The organism is Prevotella scopos JCM 17725 (assembly GCF_018127785.1).
GTDB lineage: Bacteria > Bacteroidota > Bacteroidia > Bacteroidales > Bacteroidaceae > Prevotella > Prevotella scopos.
The window spans coordinates 1,388,199-1,407,424 of the sequence record NZ_CP072389.1; the positions used below are offsets into that span (position 1 = coordinate 1,388,199).

The window sequence follows — 19,226 nt, forward strand, 5'->3', positions numbered from 1 at the left end:
ATTCTGTCTAAGGATGCGGCATATACAAAAAAAGGAACACTCTGTTGAGTATTCCTTTTGTGATTCCGACAGGATTCAAACCTGTAACCTCTTGATCCGTAGTCAAGTGCTCTATTCAGTTGAGCTACGGAACCATTGTTATGGTTGCAAGCAGATGATGAATAAATCATTCATTTCTGAATTGCGAGTGCAAAGGTATTGCTTTTTATTCGTTCTACCAAATGTTTTGCAATCTTTTTTATTATTTTTTTTCTTCCTCATCTTGTAGCGTGGGGAGAGAGATATGGTAACCCACTGCAACGAAACGAATTAAACAGATGGCGAGGAATGTCACGATAACGGTTATTGGGAGTGACAATCCCAGCGAGAAGAGTCCCCAATAGATGAGGCCACCTGCCACACTCGCCATTGCATAAATCTCTTTATGGAAGATAACAGGGATGTTGTTCAGCAGTATGTCACGGATAACGCCGCCTGCCACACCGGTGATACACCCCATGATGATAGCCACCCAGAAGGGATGTCCCAGGGCGATGGTCTTCTGAATACCAGCGATTGTGAAGAGTGCCAGACCGAGGGTATCGAAGACGAACCATGCATTGCTTAGACGACGAATCCACCTATGCGACAAGATGATGAGGAAGAGTGCCAGACCCGTACAAAGCACATACATAATGTTTGACGTCCAGAAGGGTCTTACGCCCAACATGGTGTCGCGAATCGTACCGCCACCAATGGCGACGGCAAAGCCACAAACGTACCCTCCGAACCAATCGAAGTGTTTCTGTGCGGCATGGCGGATGCCCGATATGGCAAACGCAAATGTTCCGAGAAACTCCAGTATCACCTGAAGCGTACGGACTAGATGAGGATCAGTGTAGATCATATTTGAATAAATAAAAGCCCCACCCCGACCCTCCCCGAAGGGGGAGGGAGGCAAATAGGATAAGGTTCGCTGTATGTCCTTGCTGGAGTAATAAGACTATCTTCTCATTGTTATACAATAAAGAAAATTGATTTACATATTATAATTACATAATCCCTCCATGTAAACTATGCTCATTGCTTGCATAAACTTAGAGTACTACCCTTTGTTATCTGCACTCCCCTCCTTTCGGAGGGGCTGGGGGAGGCTTTCTCCCTCCCCCTTCGGGGAGGGTCGGGGTGGGGCTTCACACCACGTTCTGTGGCTCTCCTGCAATAAACTTCTTAATATTCTCAACACATATTGCCATTAGTCGCTCACGTGCGTCACGTGTTGCCCAAGCGATGTGTGGCGTGATAAACGCATTGGGTTGATGGAAGAGTGGATTGTCAGCGCGAGGAGGTTCCTCGGTCAGCACGTCGGCACAATAAGCTGCGAGTTGTCCGCTCTCCAGGGCATCAGCAACAGCCTGCTCGTCGATGAGACCACCACGTCCGGTATTGATGAGGATAGCACCACGGCGTACACCCTTCAGCGTCTCAGCGTTAATCATACGCGTGTTCTCCGCCGTCAAAGGACAATGCAAGGTGATAACGTCAGACGTACTGAGCAAGCCTTCAAGGGTTGTCTTACGGATACACTCTGGTAGGTCGCTACTGTTCTTACTCGTGCAAGCCGAGATATCCATACCCAGGGCATGTGCAATCATTGCCACTTTCTGACCGATGTTGCCTAAGCCAACGATACCGAGTGTCTTACCAGCGAGTTCCACGAGTGGTGTGTCCCAATAGCAGAAGTCCTGCTGCTTGCTCCATTCGCCACGACGCACAGCCTCAGCATAATGGTCAACATGGGTGGTAGCGTTCAGGAGAAGGGCAAAGACGTGCTGTGCCACGCTATCCGTACTATAGGCAGGGATATTGCATACCACGATACCACGTTCACGTGCTGCAGCAACATCGATATTGTTATAACCTGTTGCTAGTTCACCGATATACTTCAATCGTGGAAGCTGTTCGAGCACCTCACGGGTGATGTTAACCTTATTGATAAGGATACCATCCGCATCTTTTGCTCGTTCAACGACTTGTTCTTGACTTGTGCGCTCATAGATGGTGCACTCTGCGATTTCTTTTATAGGCTCCCATGAGAGGTCGCCAGGATTGACTGCGTGGCAGTCGAGAATTGCTATTTTCATGTTTGTTGGGTGTTGGGTGTTGAGTGTCGATGAATTGTATTGTTAAGTAATCATCGACCTATGAAAATTATCAGAATCATTTCCATCCATTGTCTCAACTTTATTCTTATATCATTCTAACTTTATCCTATTTGTCTCCCTCCCCCTTCGGGGAGGGCTGGGGTGGGGCTACCAACTCATCCGGCATATACTGCTGCTCGACATAATGCCCCGGATAATCGTGTGGATACTTATAACCATCGCTATAACCGAGGTCCTTCATCAGCTTTGTTGGAGCATTACGCAGATGGAGTGGGACAGGGAGGTTACCTGTCCGTCGTACTAACTCTATCGCTTCGTTGATGGCTTTATACGCAGAGTTATCCTTCTTCGAACGAGCCAGATAGACTACCGCCTCAGCCAATGGGATTCTACCTTCGGGCCATCCTATCTTTGTCACAGCGTCAAAGGCTGCATTCGCCAGCAATAGGGCGTTAGGGTTCGCAAGTCCGATATCCTCTGCGGCACTGATGACGACACGGCGCGCAATAAACTTCGGGTCTTCTCCTCCCTCAATCATGCGTGCCATCCAGTACAGTGCTGCATCAGGGTCGGAGCCACGAATCGACTTGATGAAGGCTGAGATGATATCATAGTGCATCTCACCATCCTTGTCATACGCCAACGGATTCTCTTGCAGTCGTTCCTCCACCATCTTATCGGTAATCACGACATCGTTGCCCGCCTCAGCTGAGATAATCAAGTCGAGAATGTTCAACAGCTTACGGGCATCACCCCCACTGTATCGCAGCAGAGCACTCGTCTCACGCAGTTCGATATTCCGCTTCTTCAGTTCCACATCCTCCGTCACTGCTCGATGCAACAACTTCAGCAAATCTTCTTTCTCCAACGGCTTCAGCGTATAGAGTTGGCAGCGTGAGAGCAACGGACGAATCACTTCGAACGATGGGTTCTCTGTTGTCGCACCAATAAGCGTCACCGTTCCCTTCTCTACCGCACCCAAGAGTGAGTCTTGCTGCGACTTCGAGAAACGATGGATCTCATCGATAAAGAGAATCGGTGAGACGGAATTGAAGAACCGTCCACTCTGTGCCCTTTCAATGACATCTCGCACATCCTTCACACCACTCGTCACGGCAGAAAGCGTATAGAACGGTGTCTCTAAGCGATTAGCGATAATCTGTGCTAACGTCGTCTTGCCCACGCCCGGTGGTCCCCAAAGGATAAACGACGCAATGCGCCCCGAGTCAATCATACGTCGGAGTACAGCCCCCTCACCAACGAGGTGTTCCTGTCCGATATAATCGTCGAGCGTGCGGGGGCGCAATCGTTCTGCCAATGGTTCCATATCTCTTCCTTTTTTATTGTAGTTACAAAAGTACAGAAATTATCTCTAATAACAAAAAGTGAAATAAGTTTCTCCTGAAATATGAAGTGATTAGATAAATTTAATAAAGAGAAAAGCAGGTTAATGAATCTGCAATTCTTAGTACAGAAAAAAAGGAATATGTATCTTTGTACACATAAACCAACGAACTTTTTTCAACATAAAACAGGCGTTCTGATGACCAGATATTTTGAAGATTATCTGCTTCTAAGGGTTAAGACCACTGGGATAATACAACATTATCTGATAAAGCATCAGAACTCTTATGAGCGAAAACAAATAAAACTTTACGTGAAATACCTCCCTCTCCCTATTATTTATTAATTTAGAAACACAATAAGATGAAACATCCCAAATCAAAGTTATTTATTGCGCTCGCGTGTTTAGTCCTTCCACTTTTGTTTGCTTCATGTTCAAAAGATGAAGAAAACGAAAACGACCACATGCCCTTTGTTCCTATCGAATATCATGATTTCACAGCTGATATCCTGCAACCTAATATTAATTATTCAATTCCTATCCAAGGAGACGATGCTGACGATTTCTTTTCTAAGGCTGTGGGCACCTACGAGGGTATGCTAACCGTTTATGACCCTAAAACCAAACAGGTAATTCTTTCTAATTTTGATAATCATCTTACCATCAAATTTAGGAGGCGCTTTAATGAGTTTATTATAAATCCTATACCCCTTTCTTTTACATTATATGCTTTAAAGAAGGATCAATATGCTTATGATTTATTGTATAAAATAATCAAGGAACGAAACTCGTGGAAAAAAGAACAAATGAATACATTTGACACAAAACTCATAGGAAGAAGCAAGAAGAATCCTTCAGAAGTGGCATTCCTATTGAATGATCCACATTACCCCTACTCATACATGCGGGAATATATTAGTGAACGTTATGCCTTGACAGAAATGTATTTTAGTATCTGTGGAACTATCAACAATACAACGAAAGAATTAACGGTGTACATAAAGCCAGAGAATGCCTTGTTTTATGACAGCATGATTCAAAACAATAAAATAAAAGCCGAATTCAATGACGTTTATTTTATATGCAAATTAAAGAAGACAGCATAGGATAAACTGATTTCCCTTTTACAAAAAGAATAAACTATGAATAAAGAATAAATTATGAATAACAAGAATCAATACAACCTACTCTTCGCTCTTTTCCTGCTGTTGGTTGGCAGCTTTGCTGTTTCATGTACGAAAGATGATGAAAACACAACAGACAACACCTCTACTTTTGCACCTATCAGTAGTGAAGAAGCACTTAAAGTACAGAAATCTATACCCGGTAAGTATAAAGGTAATGTGCATGTTTACGACCCTTCAACTAAGAAGAATTATTATTCCAATTCAAGGCTTGACTTCGACTCTCTAATCATCTACGATAAAGAAAAATATAAATATGGCTATTTAACCTTGTCACGCGACACGTATGTGCAGTTACACAATATTGATAAAACTGGGATAAACGATACACTATCAGAGATATTTACTCAACGAGACGAAAAGGCTAATATAGAACTTGAGGGCATTCGCTTTAGCAGTCGCAACCAACAAGACAGTTGTATATATCGTTTTGAAGTAACACAAGGAGTGGTTACTTTTGGAGATACTGACACTGCAAGAGACTATCTAAGGCATTTAGAAACTTATTTTAAAGGATTCGGATATTATAACGTAAAAACAAGTAAGTTTAAAATTTATCTTCTTCCTTACAATGCCTACACAATGCTATATCAGGTACCCTTGGAATACGGAAGAATTCCACTCACAGGACGTTATCTGGTTTATGAACTCACAAAGGTTCAATAAGATGTACTGACACATCTTCTCTTGTTAGATAATTTCATAACCGACAGTATCCATAATTATGAATCACTTTTGCTTTGTGAAACCCACAGAGAAGTCAAGGTCAAAGAATACACAGAACGCCCCTCTCCACTTCGGAGAGGGGCGTTTTTGGTGTTTGCCGAGTTTATAGTTGACAAGTTATATTGTAGCAATAAACGCAGCAAACAAGGATAATCATAATTCTGAATCCCCAGTACTTACTGTGCATAGACAGGTCGGATGTTATACATGTTCCACTTAGGGTTGTTACCACTTCTAGCGCCGTCAACAGTACCAGGATAGAGCCAACCGTTGTTCATGTAGTAAGCTGAGAACGCTGTAGCCTGGGAGTAGTTGCAGCGGTTGCCATCAGAGGTCCAATAGTAAGCCTGACCGCCAGGACGCTGTAGGCGTGGTGCACCATCATTGTATTCGGTGTAAGCACCGGCGAATGGGAGGAACACACCCTTGTCGATATCCTCCTTGGTGAACTTCTTCATGCTTGTGCGACAATCATTGTACTTACCTACGTAGATGCCATTAGGGCGGTTTGTGACACCGATAACACGACCATCTTTGTCGAGCACCTTACCCTTCTTGCAAGCCTCTACTGTTGGGTCGAAGAGTACACCAACGATGATGTTGCTGCCCTCTTGATAGTAACCAACATACTCGCCAGTCTTAGCCATCAGGTGGTTAAAATCAGCCTTTGTAGGGAGCATCCACTTACCCTTAGAGGTGTGGTAAGCAAGGTCACCATAGCATTGGTTCTGAATCAGTGCCTGAATATTACCCGTGTGATATGAGTAATAACGAGAGTAATCGTGGCTGTAATTGTTTGCACAAGCGATGTTGCCCCAACGGAAGTGGTCGAAAGAGGATGTGTTGAAAGCACGTGGGAGGAACTCTGGATAGAGATTGAATGGGTCAGAATTGGTATAGAAGTAATCCCATGCCTGCTTTGCCAATCTGTAACCTGGAACCCAACCATCTAAGCGAGTGCAAGGATTGTACTGCAAGTTATACTTACCCCATTTCTTTCCGTCAATGTCAATCCATGGTGTATTTGTAACCTCCAAGTTCTCAAAATAATATCTGGCCTTTTCGAGATTAAAAGGCTTCTTGATTTCAGAGTAGTATATCTCACCATCAGTCGTCTCGATAGTATATTTTGGTGCGAATTGTGCATCAGGGAAAAGCAATACATAAAATGTATCGAGAGGTTCATCTGCAGTAATCGTTAAATCGCCCTTAGAAGAGTGGCTCATATTACCTGTAGCAAGGTCGAACGCTGCATGGGTATAAACGTTATGGAGGATTACGCGCTTAATCTTCTTCAAAGGTTGACCTTTGAAATGCATGGTAAATCCTAATATCGAATACTGTTTGTGGAAGGTTACATTAGCCAATGCATTAACACCTTGAGACGAGATGTTCTTTACCTTATTCCATGAGTAATCAAAGAATCTGAAGTTTTCAACAGTACCATTCTGATGGCCTTTTACAACTTCGCCCTTATCATAGAGCGTATTCTCTGTTAACCCTAAGTTGAGAACGCCCATGCGTGGATCATTCTGAACGTATCTGTAAGGATAGAACAGCGCAATCTCGTCACCTTCCTTCCAATGAACATCACCCACGAATTTTGAATCAAATCCGTCATTTGCCATGGACAGATAGTCATAATCCTTTTGTGGCGAAGTGATGTTGTAAACAAAGAAACGATCGCCTTTATTCCAGGTGATAGGCTTTGTTAGTGAAACATTTGTACGTGTCATAGGCTCCTGTACCTCTGTGATGATAAATGAACGAACAGGCGAGTTTGTAGCTGCTGATTGCTCATCAGTCACTTCAGTTGAACAAGATGCCAGGATTAAAGTGGTCGTACTTAGTAATAATGTGTAAAAACTTTTAATGGTCATGTTCTTAAGTCTTTAGTTAATATTAATTTTCAATACTTTAGTCTTCATCTTCGAGGGGGAGAATGTCTTCTGGTGCTGGTGAAGGAGTGCCCGCCTTTACTTGCCCCCAACCACCTGTTGTCTGTTCTGGGAATGGATAGTAAGGAGCTGGTTGCTGACTTCCTCCTCCTGGTCGAAATCCACCATTGTTACCATTACCAGTTCCTGCCAACAAGTAACCTTCAACCTCAACTTTTGTACACGCAGTGTACGGTTTCAAATAAATCTTCATTTTTGTTCTTATTTTTTGGTTATTTTCGTTATAATTTTTATGAATAATGAATTCTAAATACGCAATTTTTCTTAAGTTATGTTTTACTTACACATACCGACATTTGTATTTGATTTCATCTGCGGTAAAACCTCTCTATATAATAAGGTGAATTAATATATATGTTGGTGGCAAATGCTAAATTCAAATTGGGTAACATGTTGTTTTTTTAATGTGAGCTATTTTTTGATGAGACAAAGTTATATAAAAAAGGTTCTTGTCATTTAGTTTCCATTGAAAAAAATAACTAATAAATATTTAGAAATCTGACACTCTTAATATAGGTAAAATTTCTAGTTAATTTCTCTTTCAAATCTAAATAAATAAACTAAAATATTCGAGCAAAACACAACGTAAGTTAAGCAAGAAAGAAAACGATAACTCATTTATTCACAATAATTTGGGGTGTTGGGTGTAAAAACCATACTTTTCAATATATTTTTGTGGTTTTAGAGCGCTATAATGGTGCTATAATGGCGCATGTGGGTGATTCGTTATAGCGCCTAAAAATATTGTCAAAAGTATGGCCTCCAACTAAACAAAACTCCAGATTGCCCTTTGTTTTAATACACTTAACGCACATGAAATCCATCCCCATCCATATACAGCAATGGTGTTAACTCTTCGCACATGTGGTGCATACCCTCCGCACCACATGTGCATACCCTCCGCACCACATGTGCTAAGCACCCGCACCAAATCGGTCGAATGTCACTTTTCTGTTAATTCGCATCTTGTACTTTATTAAAGTATAAAACACAACGTTTTGACATCTTTATATTACAAAAAGTAGAAAAACATTCAAAAAGGAGAAGATTTTGAGTTAAAATCTTGCTTTTATAGTTTTTTTTAGTACTTTTGTGGTGGGAATCACTTAAAATCTTAATACGCAGATTAGAAAAATATAAGAAAGAGGTATATCCAATAACAGATTCTTATGATTGACGTAATAAAAGTAGCTTCTTATATCTACAAAAGATATAAAGATGAGAAGAATACGGAGATAGATCAAATGAAACTTCATAAACTTCTGTATTTTTCTCAGCGCGAATCTATTATTCGTACAGGTCAGCAGATGTTCAAAGAACAGTTTGAGGCATGGAAGTATGGACCTGTTATTGTAAAGGTTCGTGACAAATACAAATCTAAGGCACTCAACGAAATGCCAACAGAAGCAGAGTTGGCACCTTACCAAGAGTCGCTTAATTTTGTTTTTCAGAATTATGCGTCTAAGGATTCATGGTCTTTGAGTATTCTTGCACATGGAGAAAGTTCTTGGCAGAATGCTCGTGAAGGTTATGGACCAGACGATCGTTGCACTGTTCCAATGAATCTTGATGATATTAGAAATGATGCAGAACGTATAAAAATGCGAAGATTCTATTTTGATGAGATATTACCTCAAATCAAGAAAAACAACTAAATGTCTATACTAATAGAAAAAGCATTAGCCTTAATTGATGACCTTGAGATAAGAAGAGCACGAGAAATAGATGAGAGTGTTTTGCGCTCTATGACTGGCCCCATTATTGATGGGCAAGAGCAGAAACAGATCAAGGACTGCTTTACCTCTAAGGACTATTTAGAAGATGATAAGAAAGGGCATCTTTCTTCTTTTGTTGTGATGTCTCCAACCAATATTCCTTTAATCTTTTTCTCCTTAAGATGTGGTGAATTGTTCCAAGTTACCCAGCCTGAGAAAATGGAAGTTGGCTATGAGGCTATAAAAGCCATCTATAGGCTTCAAAGAAAAGAATATAGTTCTGAGGAAGAAAGAATCCTGCTTATGGAGACTGTGGATAGAGCCAAGAAAAAAGGTATGGCATATGATGAAATGGAGTACTTCTATTATAAGAAGAATCGTTGGAAAAAAGATGAAGAACTTGAGCATACGAAAGCTGTTACTAAGGTACGAAATTCTTTCCCTGCTGTAGAATTGAAATTGTTTGGAACTAACGAAGCAGGAAAGGAGTACTGGAAGTCATTAGGTCTTCCAAAGGAGAGAAAGATGGGAGAAACACTATTTTGGCTAAAGGTTGTGGGTACACTTGAAATGATGCATAAATACGTAGGCTGTCAATATGTATATTTGTTTGCAGCTGACAAAGAAGCTGATGGGCAGTTGGTTCAATATTATAGAGTGCGTCTTGGATTTAAGTCTGATGCAAGTTTATCAGCTAATAAGCCTGAGTTCGATTGGCAATGTCAATTTCTTTTCCAAGGAATAGAGGATTTATTTAATAGAAGAATGTTGTTTAAAAACTCGCTTAGAGGGTTAGAGGGTAGTTGACAAGTTTACAAGTTACTTGTTATAAAGGAAAACTCGTTCTCATGTTACTTTGTCTTTTTTCGCAAGCAACTTGTTCACCTGTCCACCCGTTCACTCGTCCACTTAACCCCCGTCCACTTGAAAACTTTGTCTACTAATCAGCTCGTTCACTCGTCAGCTCGTTCACCCGTTAATTGAGTATAAACTATCTTGTAAATGCAATTAAAACTTGTTTTTTGAATATTTTTTGCTAAATTTGCAACTTAATATAATATATATGTATTGTAAGTTTGTTAAATTAATAGATGTTTCATACTATGACTTTATATACTGGCTAAGAGTGAAAGGCGCAAGAGAGCGTTTTTTATTTGTCCTTTAATCGGACAGAAAAGAGTTTTAATAACCGCATTAAATAATATCAGACTAAATATAACAAAAAGTTTATGAGTAAAAAGTTACTAATGTGTTTTGCCATGCTTTTAATGTGCGTAAGCGCAGCATTGGCACAAACTAAAATCTCGGGTACCGTAGTGGCTGCCGACGATAACGAACCCGTTATCGGTGCTACCATTATGGTCGTGGGCACCAAGTCGGGTGCAGTGACCGATGTCGATGGTAAGTTCTCGCTTACCACTGACGTTGCTAATCCTCAGGTTACGGTGGGCTACATCGGTATGGCATCGCAGACCCTGAAGGGTACTACGGACATGAAGGTGGTACTCAAGTCAAGCACTCAGACACTGAATGAGGTTGTTGTGACGGGTCTCACCCGCACCGACCGCCGTCTCTTCACGGGTGCTACAGACAAGGTTGACGCTGAGAAGGCACGCCTGAGTGGTGTGGCAGATATCAGCCGTTCGCTTGAAGGTCAGGCAGCGGGTGTGTCTGTTCAGAATGTCAGCGGAACCTTCGGTACGTCACCAAAGATTCGCATCCGTGGTGCCACCTCTATCTATGGTAGTAGTAAACCACTTTGGGTTGTCGATGGTGTCATCATGGAAGATGCAGCCAATGTCGGTGCAGACGACTTAGCATCAGGTAATCCAGAGACGCTTATCTCTTCAGCGATAGCAGGTCTTAATGCCGATGACATCGAGAGTTTCCAGATTCTGAAGGACGGTTCGGCAACTTCTATCTATGGTGCGCGTGCGATGGCAGGTGTGATTGTCGTTACTACCAAGAAAGGTAAGCAGGGACAGGCACACATCAGCTATACGGGTGAGTTCACCTCTCGTCTTGTTCCCTCTTACAGCAACTTCGATATTCTCGACTCAAAGGAGCAGATGGGTATCTACAGAGAGTTAGCAGACAAGGGTTGGTTGAACTTCTCTGATGTACTCAATGGTAGCGAATATGGTGTGTATGGAAAGATGTACGAGTTGATAAACAAGTACAATGCCAACACTGGTCAGTTTGCTTTGGAGAACACCACAGAGGCACGCAACCGTTATCTCCAGCGTGCAGAGTTCCGCAATACCAACTGGTTCAGAGAGTTGTTCTCATCTAATATTATGCAGAGCCACTCTATCAGTTTGAGTGGTGGTACGCAGAAGTCAAACTATTACGCTTCATTCAGTGCCTTGTTAGACCCAGGATGGTACAAGCAGAGTAGCGTAAACCGTTATACCCTCAACGTAAACCTCACGCATCATTTGACAGACAAGCTGTCGTTGAACCTCATTGGTGGTGCGGCTTATCGTAAGCAGCGTGCACCAGGAACCCTTGGTCAGGACGTTGATGTTGTAGGGGGTGAGGTGAAGCGTGACTTCGATATCAACCCATACTCTTACGCCAGCAACACTTCACGTGTGTTGGACCCAACAGCAACCTACGTTGCGAATTATGCGCCTTTCAATATCTTCAACGAGTTGAACAATAACTACATCGACCTCAACACGCTTGATGCTCGTTTCCAATTAGAGTTTAAGTATAAGCCTATCCAAGGGCTTGAACTGTCACTCTTGGGTGCATTCAAGTATATGACTTCTACACAGGAGCATTACGTAAAGGACAATTCCAATCAGGCCCTGGCTTATCGTGCGATGTCAAACGGAATTATCCGTGATGCCAACAAATACCTTTATAAAGACCCCAATAACCCTTACGTGTTGCCAATGACCGTATTGCCTTACGGCGGTTTGTATCATAAGGGCGACAACCGCATGAGCGATTATGACGTTCGTGCAACGGCAAACTATAGTCATACCTTTGCTGACAAGCATATCATGAACCTCTTTGGAGGTATGGAGTTGACGAGCATCGAGCGTCAGCGCAACGCCTTCGAGGGTGCTGGTCTGCGTTATGATGCTGGTATGGTTCCATTCTATATCTATCAGTATTTCAAACGTGCCATAGAGTCGGGTAACACTTATTATACCATCACTCCAACGAACTCACGCAGCTTAGCCTTCTATGGTAACGCAACCTATAGCTATCAAGGTCGTTACGTATTCAACGGAACCCTTCGTTATGAAGGCTCTAACCAGATGGGTCGTAACACCAGTGCACGCTGGATGCCAACATGGAACGTGTCAGGTGCATGGAACGTACATGAGGAGAACTGGTTTAACAAGCTCTCTCCATTGAATAAGCTCACGCTGCGTGCCTCTTATAGTCTTACAGGTACACCGCCAGATGCTTCCTATAGCAACTCCACTGCTATCATCACCGCTTCAACTCCTTTCCGTCTCTTTGCTGAAGACCAGGAACCACAGCTGGAGATTAGTGAGTTGGCAAACTCAACGCTTACTTACGAGAAGAAGAACGAGTTGAACCTTGGCTTCGATGCGTCTTTGTTGAACAATCGCTTAGGTGTTACCTTCGACTATTATACACGTAGAAACTTCGATGAGATTGGTCCGATGGTAACTGCTGGTTTGGGTGGTGAGATTATTCGTGCAGCCAACGTTGCCGAGATGAATTCTAATGGTCTTGAACTGAGTATCTCATCTGTAAACATCAAGAAGAAGAACTTCTCTTGGACCACCAGTTTCATTTATTCCTACGCAACAACCGAGATTACAAAGCTCTTCAACCAAGGTAACGTGATGAGCTTAGTGAGTGGTAATGGTTTTGCGAAGAAGGGTTATCCTGCTCGTGCCTTGTTCTCCATCCCATTCATGGGCTTGAACAGCGATGGTATGCCAATGGTGCTCAATGAGAAGGGACAGGTGACAACCGATGACATCAACTTCCAGGAGCGTACGAAGACCGACTTCTTGAAGTATGAAGGTCCTACTGACCCAACCCATACGGGTTCTGTTGGCAATATGTTCAGTTATCGTGGTTTCCACCTGAACGTCTTCTTCACTTACGCCTTCGGCAATGTGGTACGCCTTGACCCAAAGTTCCGTGCACGTTACAACGACCTTGTCTCAATGACCAATGCGTTTAAGAACCGATGGATGGCAGCTGGTGAGGAGAAGGAAACCAATATCCCAGGTATCATTTCAAAGAGTCAGTACATGGCAAACACTAATGTTCGTTTGGGCTATAATGCTTATAACTACAGCGACGTACGTATTGCCAAGGGTGACTTCATTCGCCTGAAAGAGATTTCTTTAGCTTACGACTTCCCTGCACAACTCTTCCAGAACAGTGTGATTAAGAATGCATCGTTGAAGCTTCAGGCTACCAACCTCTTCCTACTCTATGCTGACAAGCGACTCAATGGGCAGGATCCAGAGTTCTATAATGTGGGTGGTGTAGCATCACCAATGCCAAAACAATTTACGTTAACAGTGAAACTTGGACTTTAAAACTTACGAAGATGAAAGTCAAAAAATATATTATATACTTGTCTGTGGCTGCCCTTTCGTTAGCACTTGCATCGTGTAACGATTTCCTTAACAAGTATCCAGACAGCCGTATGGACCTCAAAAATCCTTCGGAGGTAAGCCAGTTGTTGGCGAGTGCTTATCCACAAGCACACCCAGCTTATCTCACGGAGATGTATTCAGACAATACTGACGAACAGTTGCACAGCACTTGGAGTGCGTTCGACCGTTTCCAAGAGCAGGCTTATCAGTGGAAGGACATTGATGACGTGGGCAATACGGAGTCGCCTTATCAGTTGTGGTCAGCGCATTATGCTGCTGTTGAAACTTGTAACGAGGCGATTGAATACATCGAGCGTACCGTTAAAGATGCGCAGTCAGAGGAAGACTATCAAGCACAATTGGGTGAGGCTTTGCTCTGCAGAGCGTTCTCAATGTTCCAGTTGTCAACCATCTTCTGTCAGGCTTACGATAAGACGACAGCTGCCAATGAGTTGGGTTTGGCTTATCCTACAAAGCCCGAGAAGGTGGTCGGTCGATTAATCGGGCGTGGTACGCTGGCTGAACTTTATCAGAAGATTGAGGCTGACCTGCTGAAGGGTATGTCGCTCGTTGGTACGAAGTATGCAAAGCCTAAGTTCCACTTCACCAAGCAGGCGGCTTATGCTTTCGCAACTCGCTTCTATCTCTATGCACAGAAGTATGATAAGGCGGTGATGTATGCCAATAAGGTATTAGGCGAACAGCCAGCTGATATCCTCCGCAACTGGGCAGAATGGAACCGCTTAGGTCCGAGTGGTAACGTACAGCCAAACGCCTTTGTGAATGCAAGCAACAATGCGAACATCATGTTACTACCTGTGCCTTCACAGTGGGGTGTTATCAGTATTCCTATTCAGGCAGGTAGCAAGTATGCGCATGGCGAATTGATTAGCAAGAACGAAACCCTGCAGGCACCTGCTCCATGGGGCGATAGCGGTTCAACGCTGAACTATACCGTCCTTTATAACAATGGTGTGTCAAAGTATTGTCTGCGTAAGATTCCTTACGTACCAAAGGTTATTGACGCAACAGCGGAGATTGGTATCCCTTATGGTGAGTATGCTGTCTTCAATACCGATGTCACCCTCCTTGAACGTGCTGAGGCTTATGCCCTCTCAGGCGAGTATGACAAGGCATTGCAGGACATCAACACCGAACTGAGTGTCTTCTCAAAGAATAGAAAGCAACTCACACTGGCAGAGATACAGGACTTCTATAAGTCAATGGCTTATTACACGCCAACAAAGCCTACACCAAAGAAGCAGTTGCACCCATTGTTTACCATTGAGTCAACAACACAGGAACCTCTTTTGCAGTGCCTCCTACAGTTGAAACGACTGGTAACCATTCATGAGGGTTTCCGTCTGCAGGATGTTAAGCGCTATGGTATTACAATGTATCGTAGAAAGGTTGATGTACAGTCTAACGTAACTGCCGTAACCGACTCAATGAAGGTTGGCGACCCACGTCTGGCAATTCAGTTGCCACAGGATGTTATATTGGCTGGTGAGACGGCTAATCCACGTAATAATTAAATTGACGCCTTATGAAAAAGTATTTATATCTAGCAGCAATCGCTATTGCCAGCTGTGGCACAATCTTGTCGTCATGCAGTGATGACAAGATAAGCGGTGACTCTATATTCTCAACAAAGGCTGTTCAGCGCAACGCCTTCGATGAGTGGTTGTATAAGAATTACACCATGCCTTATAATATAGAGTTCCAATATCGTCTGAAAACGGAAGAGACAGAGCAGGCTTATAACTTCGTGCCAGCCGACTCTGCCAAGACCGTAAAACTTGCTATCCTCACAAAGTATATGTGGTTTGACGCTTATGCTGAGACCGTTGGACTTGACTTCATTAAGGAGAATGCCCCACGTATCATCCTCGTGACAGGTACACCGGGTTACACACGTTATCGCACAGAGGTGATCGGTAGTGCTGAGGGTGGTTATAAGGTGAGATTAGGTAAGGTAAATGCCCTTACCGATGACCAGTTGAAGGATTATGGTAGTATGAATAACTACTATTTCCACACGATGCACCATGAGTTTATGCACATCCTCAACCAGAAGCAGCCTTACGATGAGTCGTATGATAACATCTCACGCTCTGACTACGTGAGTGGTAACTGGACTTCCATCCCTGACAAGAAGGCACAGAGTATGGGTTTCGTTTCGGCTTACTCTATGGAGAACCCTGCTGAGGATATCGCCGAGCTTTACTCTATCTATGTGACCAGTACGCCAGAGGATTGGGACACCATCATGAGGAATGCGGGTAACAAGGGCGGTAGTATTATCAACAGAAAGCTCAAGATTATCCGTGAGTACATGCGTAACGCTTGGAATGTTAACATCGAATTGTTACGTACTGCCATCCTTAGAAGAGGCGGAAAGATTGGTACGCTCAATCTGAACACACTCGAATAACAGGGTGGTGCGTGTGCATCTTATCAATAAATAATCAAACAAAGGTTTCTGACTTGGCGGAATCAATATTACGAACGAAGTTCAGAACCTGATAAAAGTAAATAAGTACGCAAATGAAAAAGGTATATTTGCTATTCATGTCTATCGTCCTGACACTTTCTCTGCAATCGTGTCTGCATGACGATAAGACCATTTTCGACCTCCCTGCGGCTGAACGAATCGAGAAGAAGGTGGCTGACTATAAGGCACTGCTGGAGTCGTCAGAGGATGGTTGGGTAATGCAGTATTATACAGGTAAGAACTATAGCTATGGTGGTTATACGCTGTTGCTGAAGTTCAAGAATGGTCATGTGACGGCGATGGGTGACGTGAGGAACCCTGAGGCGCAAGCTACATCAGGCTATGACGTCATCAAAGACTTGGGACCTACCTTGTCGTTCAATGGTTATAACGAAGTCATTCACCCCTTGGCTGAGACTTGGTTGGGTAGTCCTGACGGTGCGCAGGGCGACTATGAGTTCTCTATTCTCCGTGCTACTAACGATAGTATCTTCTTGAAAGGACGTAAGTGGCAGAATGAGATGGTGCTCACTCGCCTGCCAAAGGGCACGAGCTGGGAAGAGTATATGGTAGGGTTGATCTCTGTGATGGAAGGGATGAACGTCGAAACCTATGATTTCGTCTTGGGCAACGACACCTTAGGGCAAGGCACCCTCACACAAGAGGTGAGACGACTTAGTGTTACCTTGGGCGATAAGAAGTGGGAGATGCCTTATTGCACTACGAATACGGGTATCGTCCTTCGCGAACCTATCGTCATCGGCAATAAGAAGTATCAACATTTCACATGGAATGATGCTGATCACTCGTTGACAGAAGGCGACCTTAAAATCATTCAGTTCTTGCCAAAGACTCATAAGAGTATCGACTTCTGGGTTGGCGAATGGCAGTTGAAGACGAACCTGCGTAAGCGTATCAAGCTTACCTTGGAGATGGGTTCTGTTGCCAACACACTGAAGGGTAAGTTGAATATTAATAATGTCAACTATGAGTTGCTCCTGACTTACGACCCAGCAACGGGACGTCTGGAACTCCCAGGACAGCCAGTGACCGACCCAACCTATAAGTATCCAGCAGGTATCTTGTTGATTCCAGCATCTCAGAAGGAGGGTAAACTCTTCGGTGAAGGTCAGGGTAGCTTGTTCTTCACATGGGATGATGACATGGAACAAGCTACGGCTGAAGACAGTGGACAGATTACAGGTCATGCCGTTGACTCCTTCTTCGGTGTAGCATACGGCGAAGACTTGCAGCCTGTTACCGATGCTGATGGCAACTATGTATTTGCCTTCACATTGCCGAATATCCAGTACATGAAGAAAATTAATTAATTATGAAGAAGTATATTTCTATATTCATGCTCGTTGCAGCTGCCGTTCTTGGAACGGCATGCAGCAGCAACGATAACGAACTGCCTGAATACGCTGTGGGACTGAACGTCGTAAAGGCGCAGACAGCATTTAACGTGATTGGTGGAACGAACGAGGTGAAGATGGCTTCTGAACCTGCTCAGGCTTATGCGCAGGATGCGTGGCTGACGGTTACGAAGAAGGCTGAGACACTTATGTTGACCGCTGCAACAAATACCAGCCCACAGTCGCGTAACACGCTCCTCGTTATCAAAAGCCAACAGGGCGACTCTATCACCCTTAACGTTCAGCAAGAAGGTATCACCTTCGGTCTGCCTGCTGGTGAGGATATCTTCACCGACGACAAGGCTGTACAGAAGACGCTGATTGCTACGGCTAACGTTCCTGTTACCTATGTGACGACGGGCGACTGGATCAGCGTTGAGCAGAAAGGCAACGAGGTTGGCGTGAAGGTGACTGAGAATACAACGGGCAAAGCACGTGTTGGCTGGGTTATCGCTAAGGCTGTGGGCTTAGTTGACTCGCTGAAGGTGGTTCAGGCTTCATTGGCTGACTTCGTTGGCGAATACAAGCAGACTGCAAAGATGCGTAATGCTGATCGTACATTGTCTGAGAGAACCACTGATGTACGTATCGAAGCTGCTGGAACGAACAAAGCGAACTTCATCGTTGATAACAAATACACATGGTCAGTTGACTTTATCCCCGGTAAGGGCTTTAAGATGACCAATGGTAAGGTGGTCGCTAAGAATGAGGTGCAGACAGGTGTTTACGAATACTTTATCTCTGTCATTGTTGCCGATGACTTCAGCAAGGAGCACGAGACAGCCATCAATGGTACGCAGGAGAGTATCCTCCTTTCTATTGATGATACGGGCAACCTTGTCTTCAAGGAAGCACAGAAGCTCGCCTCTGAGCAAACCTTCTCATCTTATGGCTGGAACCGCTTCTCTGACTCTAAACCAGTCATGGGTGCCTACCGCGGTATCGGTGAGGTCTATGTGCAGCCTAAGCTTACGCGCAAATAGATTTTCATGATTCAGAATGAAGATGTGTCAAAATGCAAATACCATTTTGGTAATCTTGCAGTTTGAAACAATCCAATAAAGAAAGCCCATTTCTATACTCGGTTTTGAGTAATGAAATGGGCTTTTTTGGCTCTATAACGAAACGTGTGGGTAATTCGTCATAGAGCCTAAAATATTGTTGAAAGTATAGCCTCCAACTAAACAAAACTCCAAATTGCCCTTCGTTTTAATGCGCTTAACGCACATTAAATCCATCCCCTTTCATATACAGCAATGGTGTTAACCTTTCGCACATGTGGTGCATACCCTCCGCACGACATGTGCATACCCTCCGCACGACATGTGCTGAGCACCCGCACCAAACCGATGGAATATCAACACACAACCCACATGATTCGTTATAGAACCCTTTCTTCCCTTTAGAAGAGTCCTACTTATAAATTGAAAGTTATCAAATTAATGATTTTTGCTTTGACAAACCCTCTATCCCTGTTTGCAGTGTTTATTGCTACATATAACTTGTTAACTCGTCAACTATAAACTCGTCAACCAGTTCTGTATATTCTTTGACCCTGAGGGATCTGTTACTGCATATTAGTCTTAACGTTATTGAATTAACTTTACAAAATATCAGCTTAATAACGCTTTAAAACTCCAA

Annotated in this window: 14 protein-coding genes and 1 tRNA gene; 9 read left to right on the forward strand and 6 right to left on the reverse strand. The window is 43.4% G+C overall.

The window, feature by feature from the left end:
* Window positions 1-60: 60 nt before the first annotated feature.
* The 4 genes from J4856_RS05310 to J4856_RS05325 form a co-directional block, all read right to left on the reverse strand.
* A tRNA-Arg gene (locus J4856_RS05310) sits at window positions 61-134 on the reverse strand.
* A gap of 107 nt (window positions 135-241) precedes the next feature.
* Window positions 242-886, reverse strand: a complete 645-nt coding sequence (locus J4856_RS05315; RefSeq protein ID WP_025839129.1) for a trimeric intracellular cation channel family protein — start codon at window positions 884-886, stop codon at window positions 242-244.
* A 286-nt stretch (window positions 887-1,172) separates the two neighbouring features.
* Window positions 1,173-2,123, reverse strand: coding sequence for a D-2-hydroxyacid dehydrogenase (locus tag J4856_RS05320; protein ID WP_065367959.1), 951 nt, complete (start codon window positions 2,121-2,123; stop codon window positions 1,173-1,175).
* Between the two features lie 127 nt (window positions 2,124-2,250).
* The gene (locus J4856_RS05325; RefSeq protein WP_065367960.1) at window positions 2,251-3,471 is read right to left on the reverse strand and encodes a replication-associated recombination protein A; all 1,221 of its coding nucleotides are present in this window, start codon (window positions 3,469-3,471) and stop codon (window positions 2,251-2,253) included.
* 380 nt (window positions 3,472-3,851) lie between these two features.
* Here J4856_RS05325 and J4856_RS05330 point away from each other — a divergent pair, with 380 nt between their 5' ends.
* Both J4856_RS05330 and J4856_RS05335 read left to right on the forward strand, forming a co-directional pair.
* Window positions 3,852-4,595 (forward strand): hypothetical protein, encoded by a 744-nt coding sequence (locus tag J4856_RS05330; RefSeq protein WP_025839135.1) that lies wholly within the window; start codon window positions 3,852-3,854, stop codon window positions 4,593-4,595.
* 54 nt (window positions 4,596-4,649) lie between these two features.
* Complete coding sequence (locus tag J4856_RS05335) at window positions 4,650-5,339, forward strand: hypothetical protein (RefSeq protein ID WP_025839137.1); 690 nt, start codon at window positions 4,650-4,652, stop codon at window positions 5,337-5,339.
* A 236-nt stretch (window positions 5,340-5,575) separates the two neighbouring features.
* Here J4856_RS05335 and J4856_RS05340 read toward each other — a convergent pair whose 3' ends face one another.
* A complete protein-coding gene (locus tag J4856_RS05340; protein ID WP_025839138.1) occupies window positions 5,576-7,279 on the reverse strand; it encodes a fimbrillin family protein in 1,704 nt (567 codons plus the stop codon).
* A 37-nt stretch (window positions 7,280-7,316) separates the two neighbouring features.
* On the reverse strand, window positions 7,317-7,550 hold the full coding sequence (locus J4856_RS05345; protein ID WP_025839140.1) for a hypothetical protein: 234 nt from the start codon (window positions 7,548-7,550) through the stop codon (window positions 7,317-7,319).
* A gap of 976 nt (window positions 7,551-8,526) precedes the next feature.
* Here J4856_RS05345 and J4856_RS05350 point away from each other — a divergent pair.
* From J4856_RS05350 to J4856_RS05380, 7 genes are all read left to right on the forward strand, one after another.
* A complete protein-coding gene (locus tag J4856_RS05350; protein ID WP_025839143.1) occupies window positions 8,527-9,012 on the forward strand; it encodes a Panacea domain-containing protein in 486 nt (161 codons plus the stop codon).
* Complete coding sequence (locus tag J4856_RS05355) at window positions 9,013-9,879, forward strand: hypothetical protein (RefSeq protein ID WP_025839144.1); 867 nt, start codon at window positions 9,013-9,015, stop codon at window positions 9,877-9,879. It abuts the gene before it with no gap.
* 422 nt (window positions 9,880-10,301) lie between these two features.
* Window positions 10,302-13,616: a SusC/RagA family TonB-linked outer membrane protein gene (locus J4856_RS05360; RefSeq protein WP_025839146.1), complete on the forward strand. Its 3,315-nt coding sequence runs from the start codon at window positions 10,302-10,304 to the stop codon at window positions 13,614-13,616.
* Between the two features lie 11 nt (window positions 13,617-13,627).
* Window positions 13,628-15,211, forward strand: coding sequence for a RagB/SusD family nutrient uptake outer membrane protein (locus J4856_RS05365; RefSeq protein ID WP_065367961.1), 1,584 nt, complete (start codon window positions 13,628-13,630; stop codon window positions 15,209-15,211).
* An 11-nt stretch (window positions 15,212-15,222) separates the two neighbouring features.
* A complete protein-coding gene (locus J4856_RS05370) occupies window positions 15,223-16,110 on the forward strand; it encodes a zinc-binding metallopeptidase (protein ID WP_025839147.1) in 888 nt (295 codons plus the stop codon).
* A 113-nt stretch (window positions 16,111-16,223) separates the two neighbouring features.
* Window positions 16,224-17,501: a DUF4302 domain-containing protein gene (locus J4856_RS05375; RefSeq protein ID WP_065367962.1), complete on the forward strand. Its 1,278-nt coding sequence runs from the start codon at window positions 16,224-16,226 to the stop codon at window positions 17,499-17,501.
* Window positions 17,502-17,503: 2 nt separating this feature from the next.
* Window positions 17,504-18,568, forward strand: a complete 1,065-nt coding sequence (locus tag J4856_RS05380; protein ID WP_065367963.1) for a BACON domain-containing protein — start codon at window positions 17,504-17,506, stop codon at window positions 18,566-18,568.
* The last annotated feature ends 658 nt before the right edge of the window (window positions 18,569-19,226 follow it).

Bases quoted from the DNA above. Each gene is read 5' to 3' on its own strand.
- J4856_RS05315 (WP_025839129.1), bottom strand. From the start codon at position 886: ATGATCTACACTGATCCTCATCTAGTCCGTACGCTTCAGGTGATACTG.
- J4856_RS05320 (WP_065367959.1), bottom strand. From the start codon at position 2,123: ATGAAAATAGCAATTCTCGACTGCCACGCAGTCAATCCTGGCGACCTC.
- J4856_RS05325 (WP_065367960.1), bottom strand. From the start codon at position 3,471: ATGGAACCATTGGCAGAACGATTGCGCCCCCGCACGCTCGACGATTAT.
- J4856_RS05330 (WP_025839135.1), top strand. From the start codon at position 3,852: ATGAAACATCCCAAATCAAAGTTATTTATTGCGCTCGCGTGTTTAGTC.
- J4856_RS05335 (WP_025839137.1), top strand. From the start codon at position 4,650: ATGAATAACAAGAATCAATACAACCTACTCTTCGCTCTTTTCCTGCTG.
- J4856_RS05340 (WP_025839138.1), bottom strand. From the start codon at position 7,279: ATGACCATTAAAAGTTTTTACACATTATTACTAAGTACGACCACTTTA.
- J4856_RS05345 (WP_025839140.1), bottom strand. From the start codon at position 7,550: ATGAAGATTTATTTGAAACCGTACACTGCGTGTACAAAAGTTGAGGTT.
- J4856_RS05350 (WP_025839143.1), top strand. From the start codon at position 8,527: ATGATTGACGTAATAAAAGTAGCTTCTTATATCTACAAAAGATATAAA.
- J4856_RS05355 (WP_025839144.1), top strand. From the start codon at position 9,013: ATGTCTATACTAATAGAAAAAGCATTAGCCTTAATTGATGACCTTGAG.
- J4856_RS05360 (WP_025839146.1), top strand. From the start codon at position 10,302: ATGAGTAAAAAGTTACTAATGTGTTTTGCCATGCTTTTAATGTGCGTA.
- J4856_RS05365 (WP_065367961.1), top strand. From the start codon at position 13,628: ATGAAAGTCAAAAAATATATTATATACTTGTCTGTGGCTGCCCTTTCG.
- J4856_RS05370 (WP_025839147.1), top strand. From the start codon at position 15,223: ATGAAAAAGTATTTATATCTAGCAGCAATCGCTATTGCCAGCTGTGGC.
- J4856_RS05375 (WP_065367962.1), top strand. From the start codon at position 16,224: ATGAAAAAGGTATATTTGCTATTCATGTCTATCGTCCTGACACTTTCT.
- J4856_RS05380 (WP_065367963.1), top strand. From the start codon at position 17,504: ATGAAGAAGTATATTTCTATATTCATGCTCGTTGCAGCTGCCGTTCTT.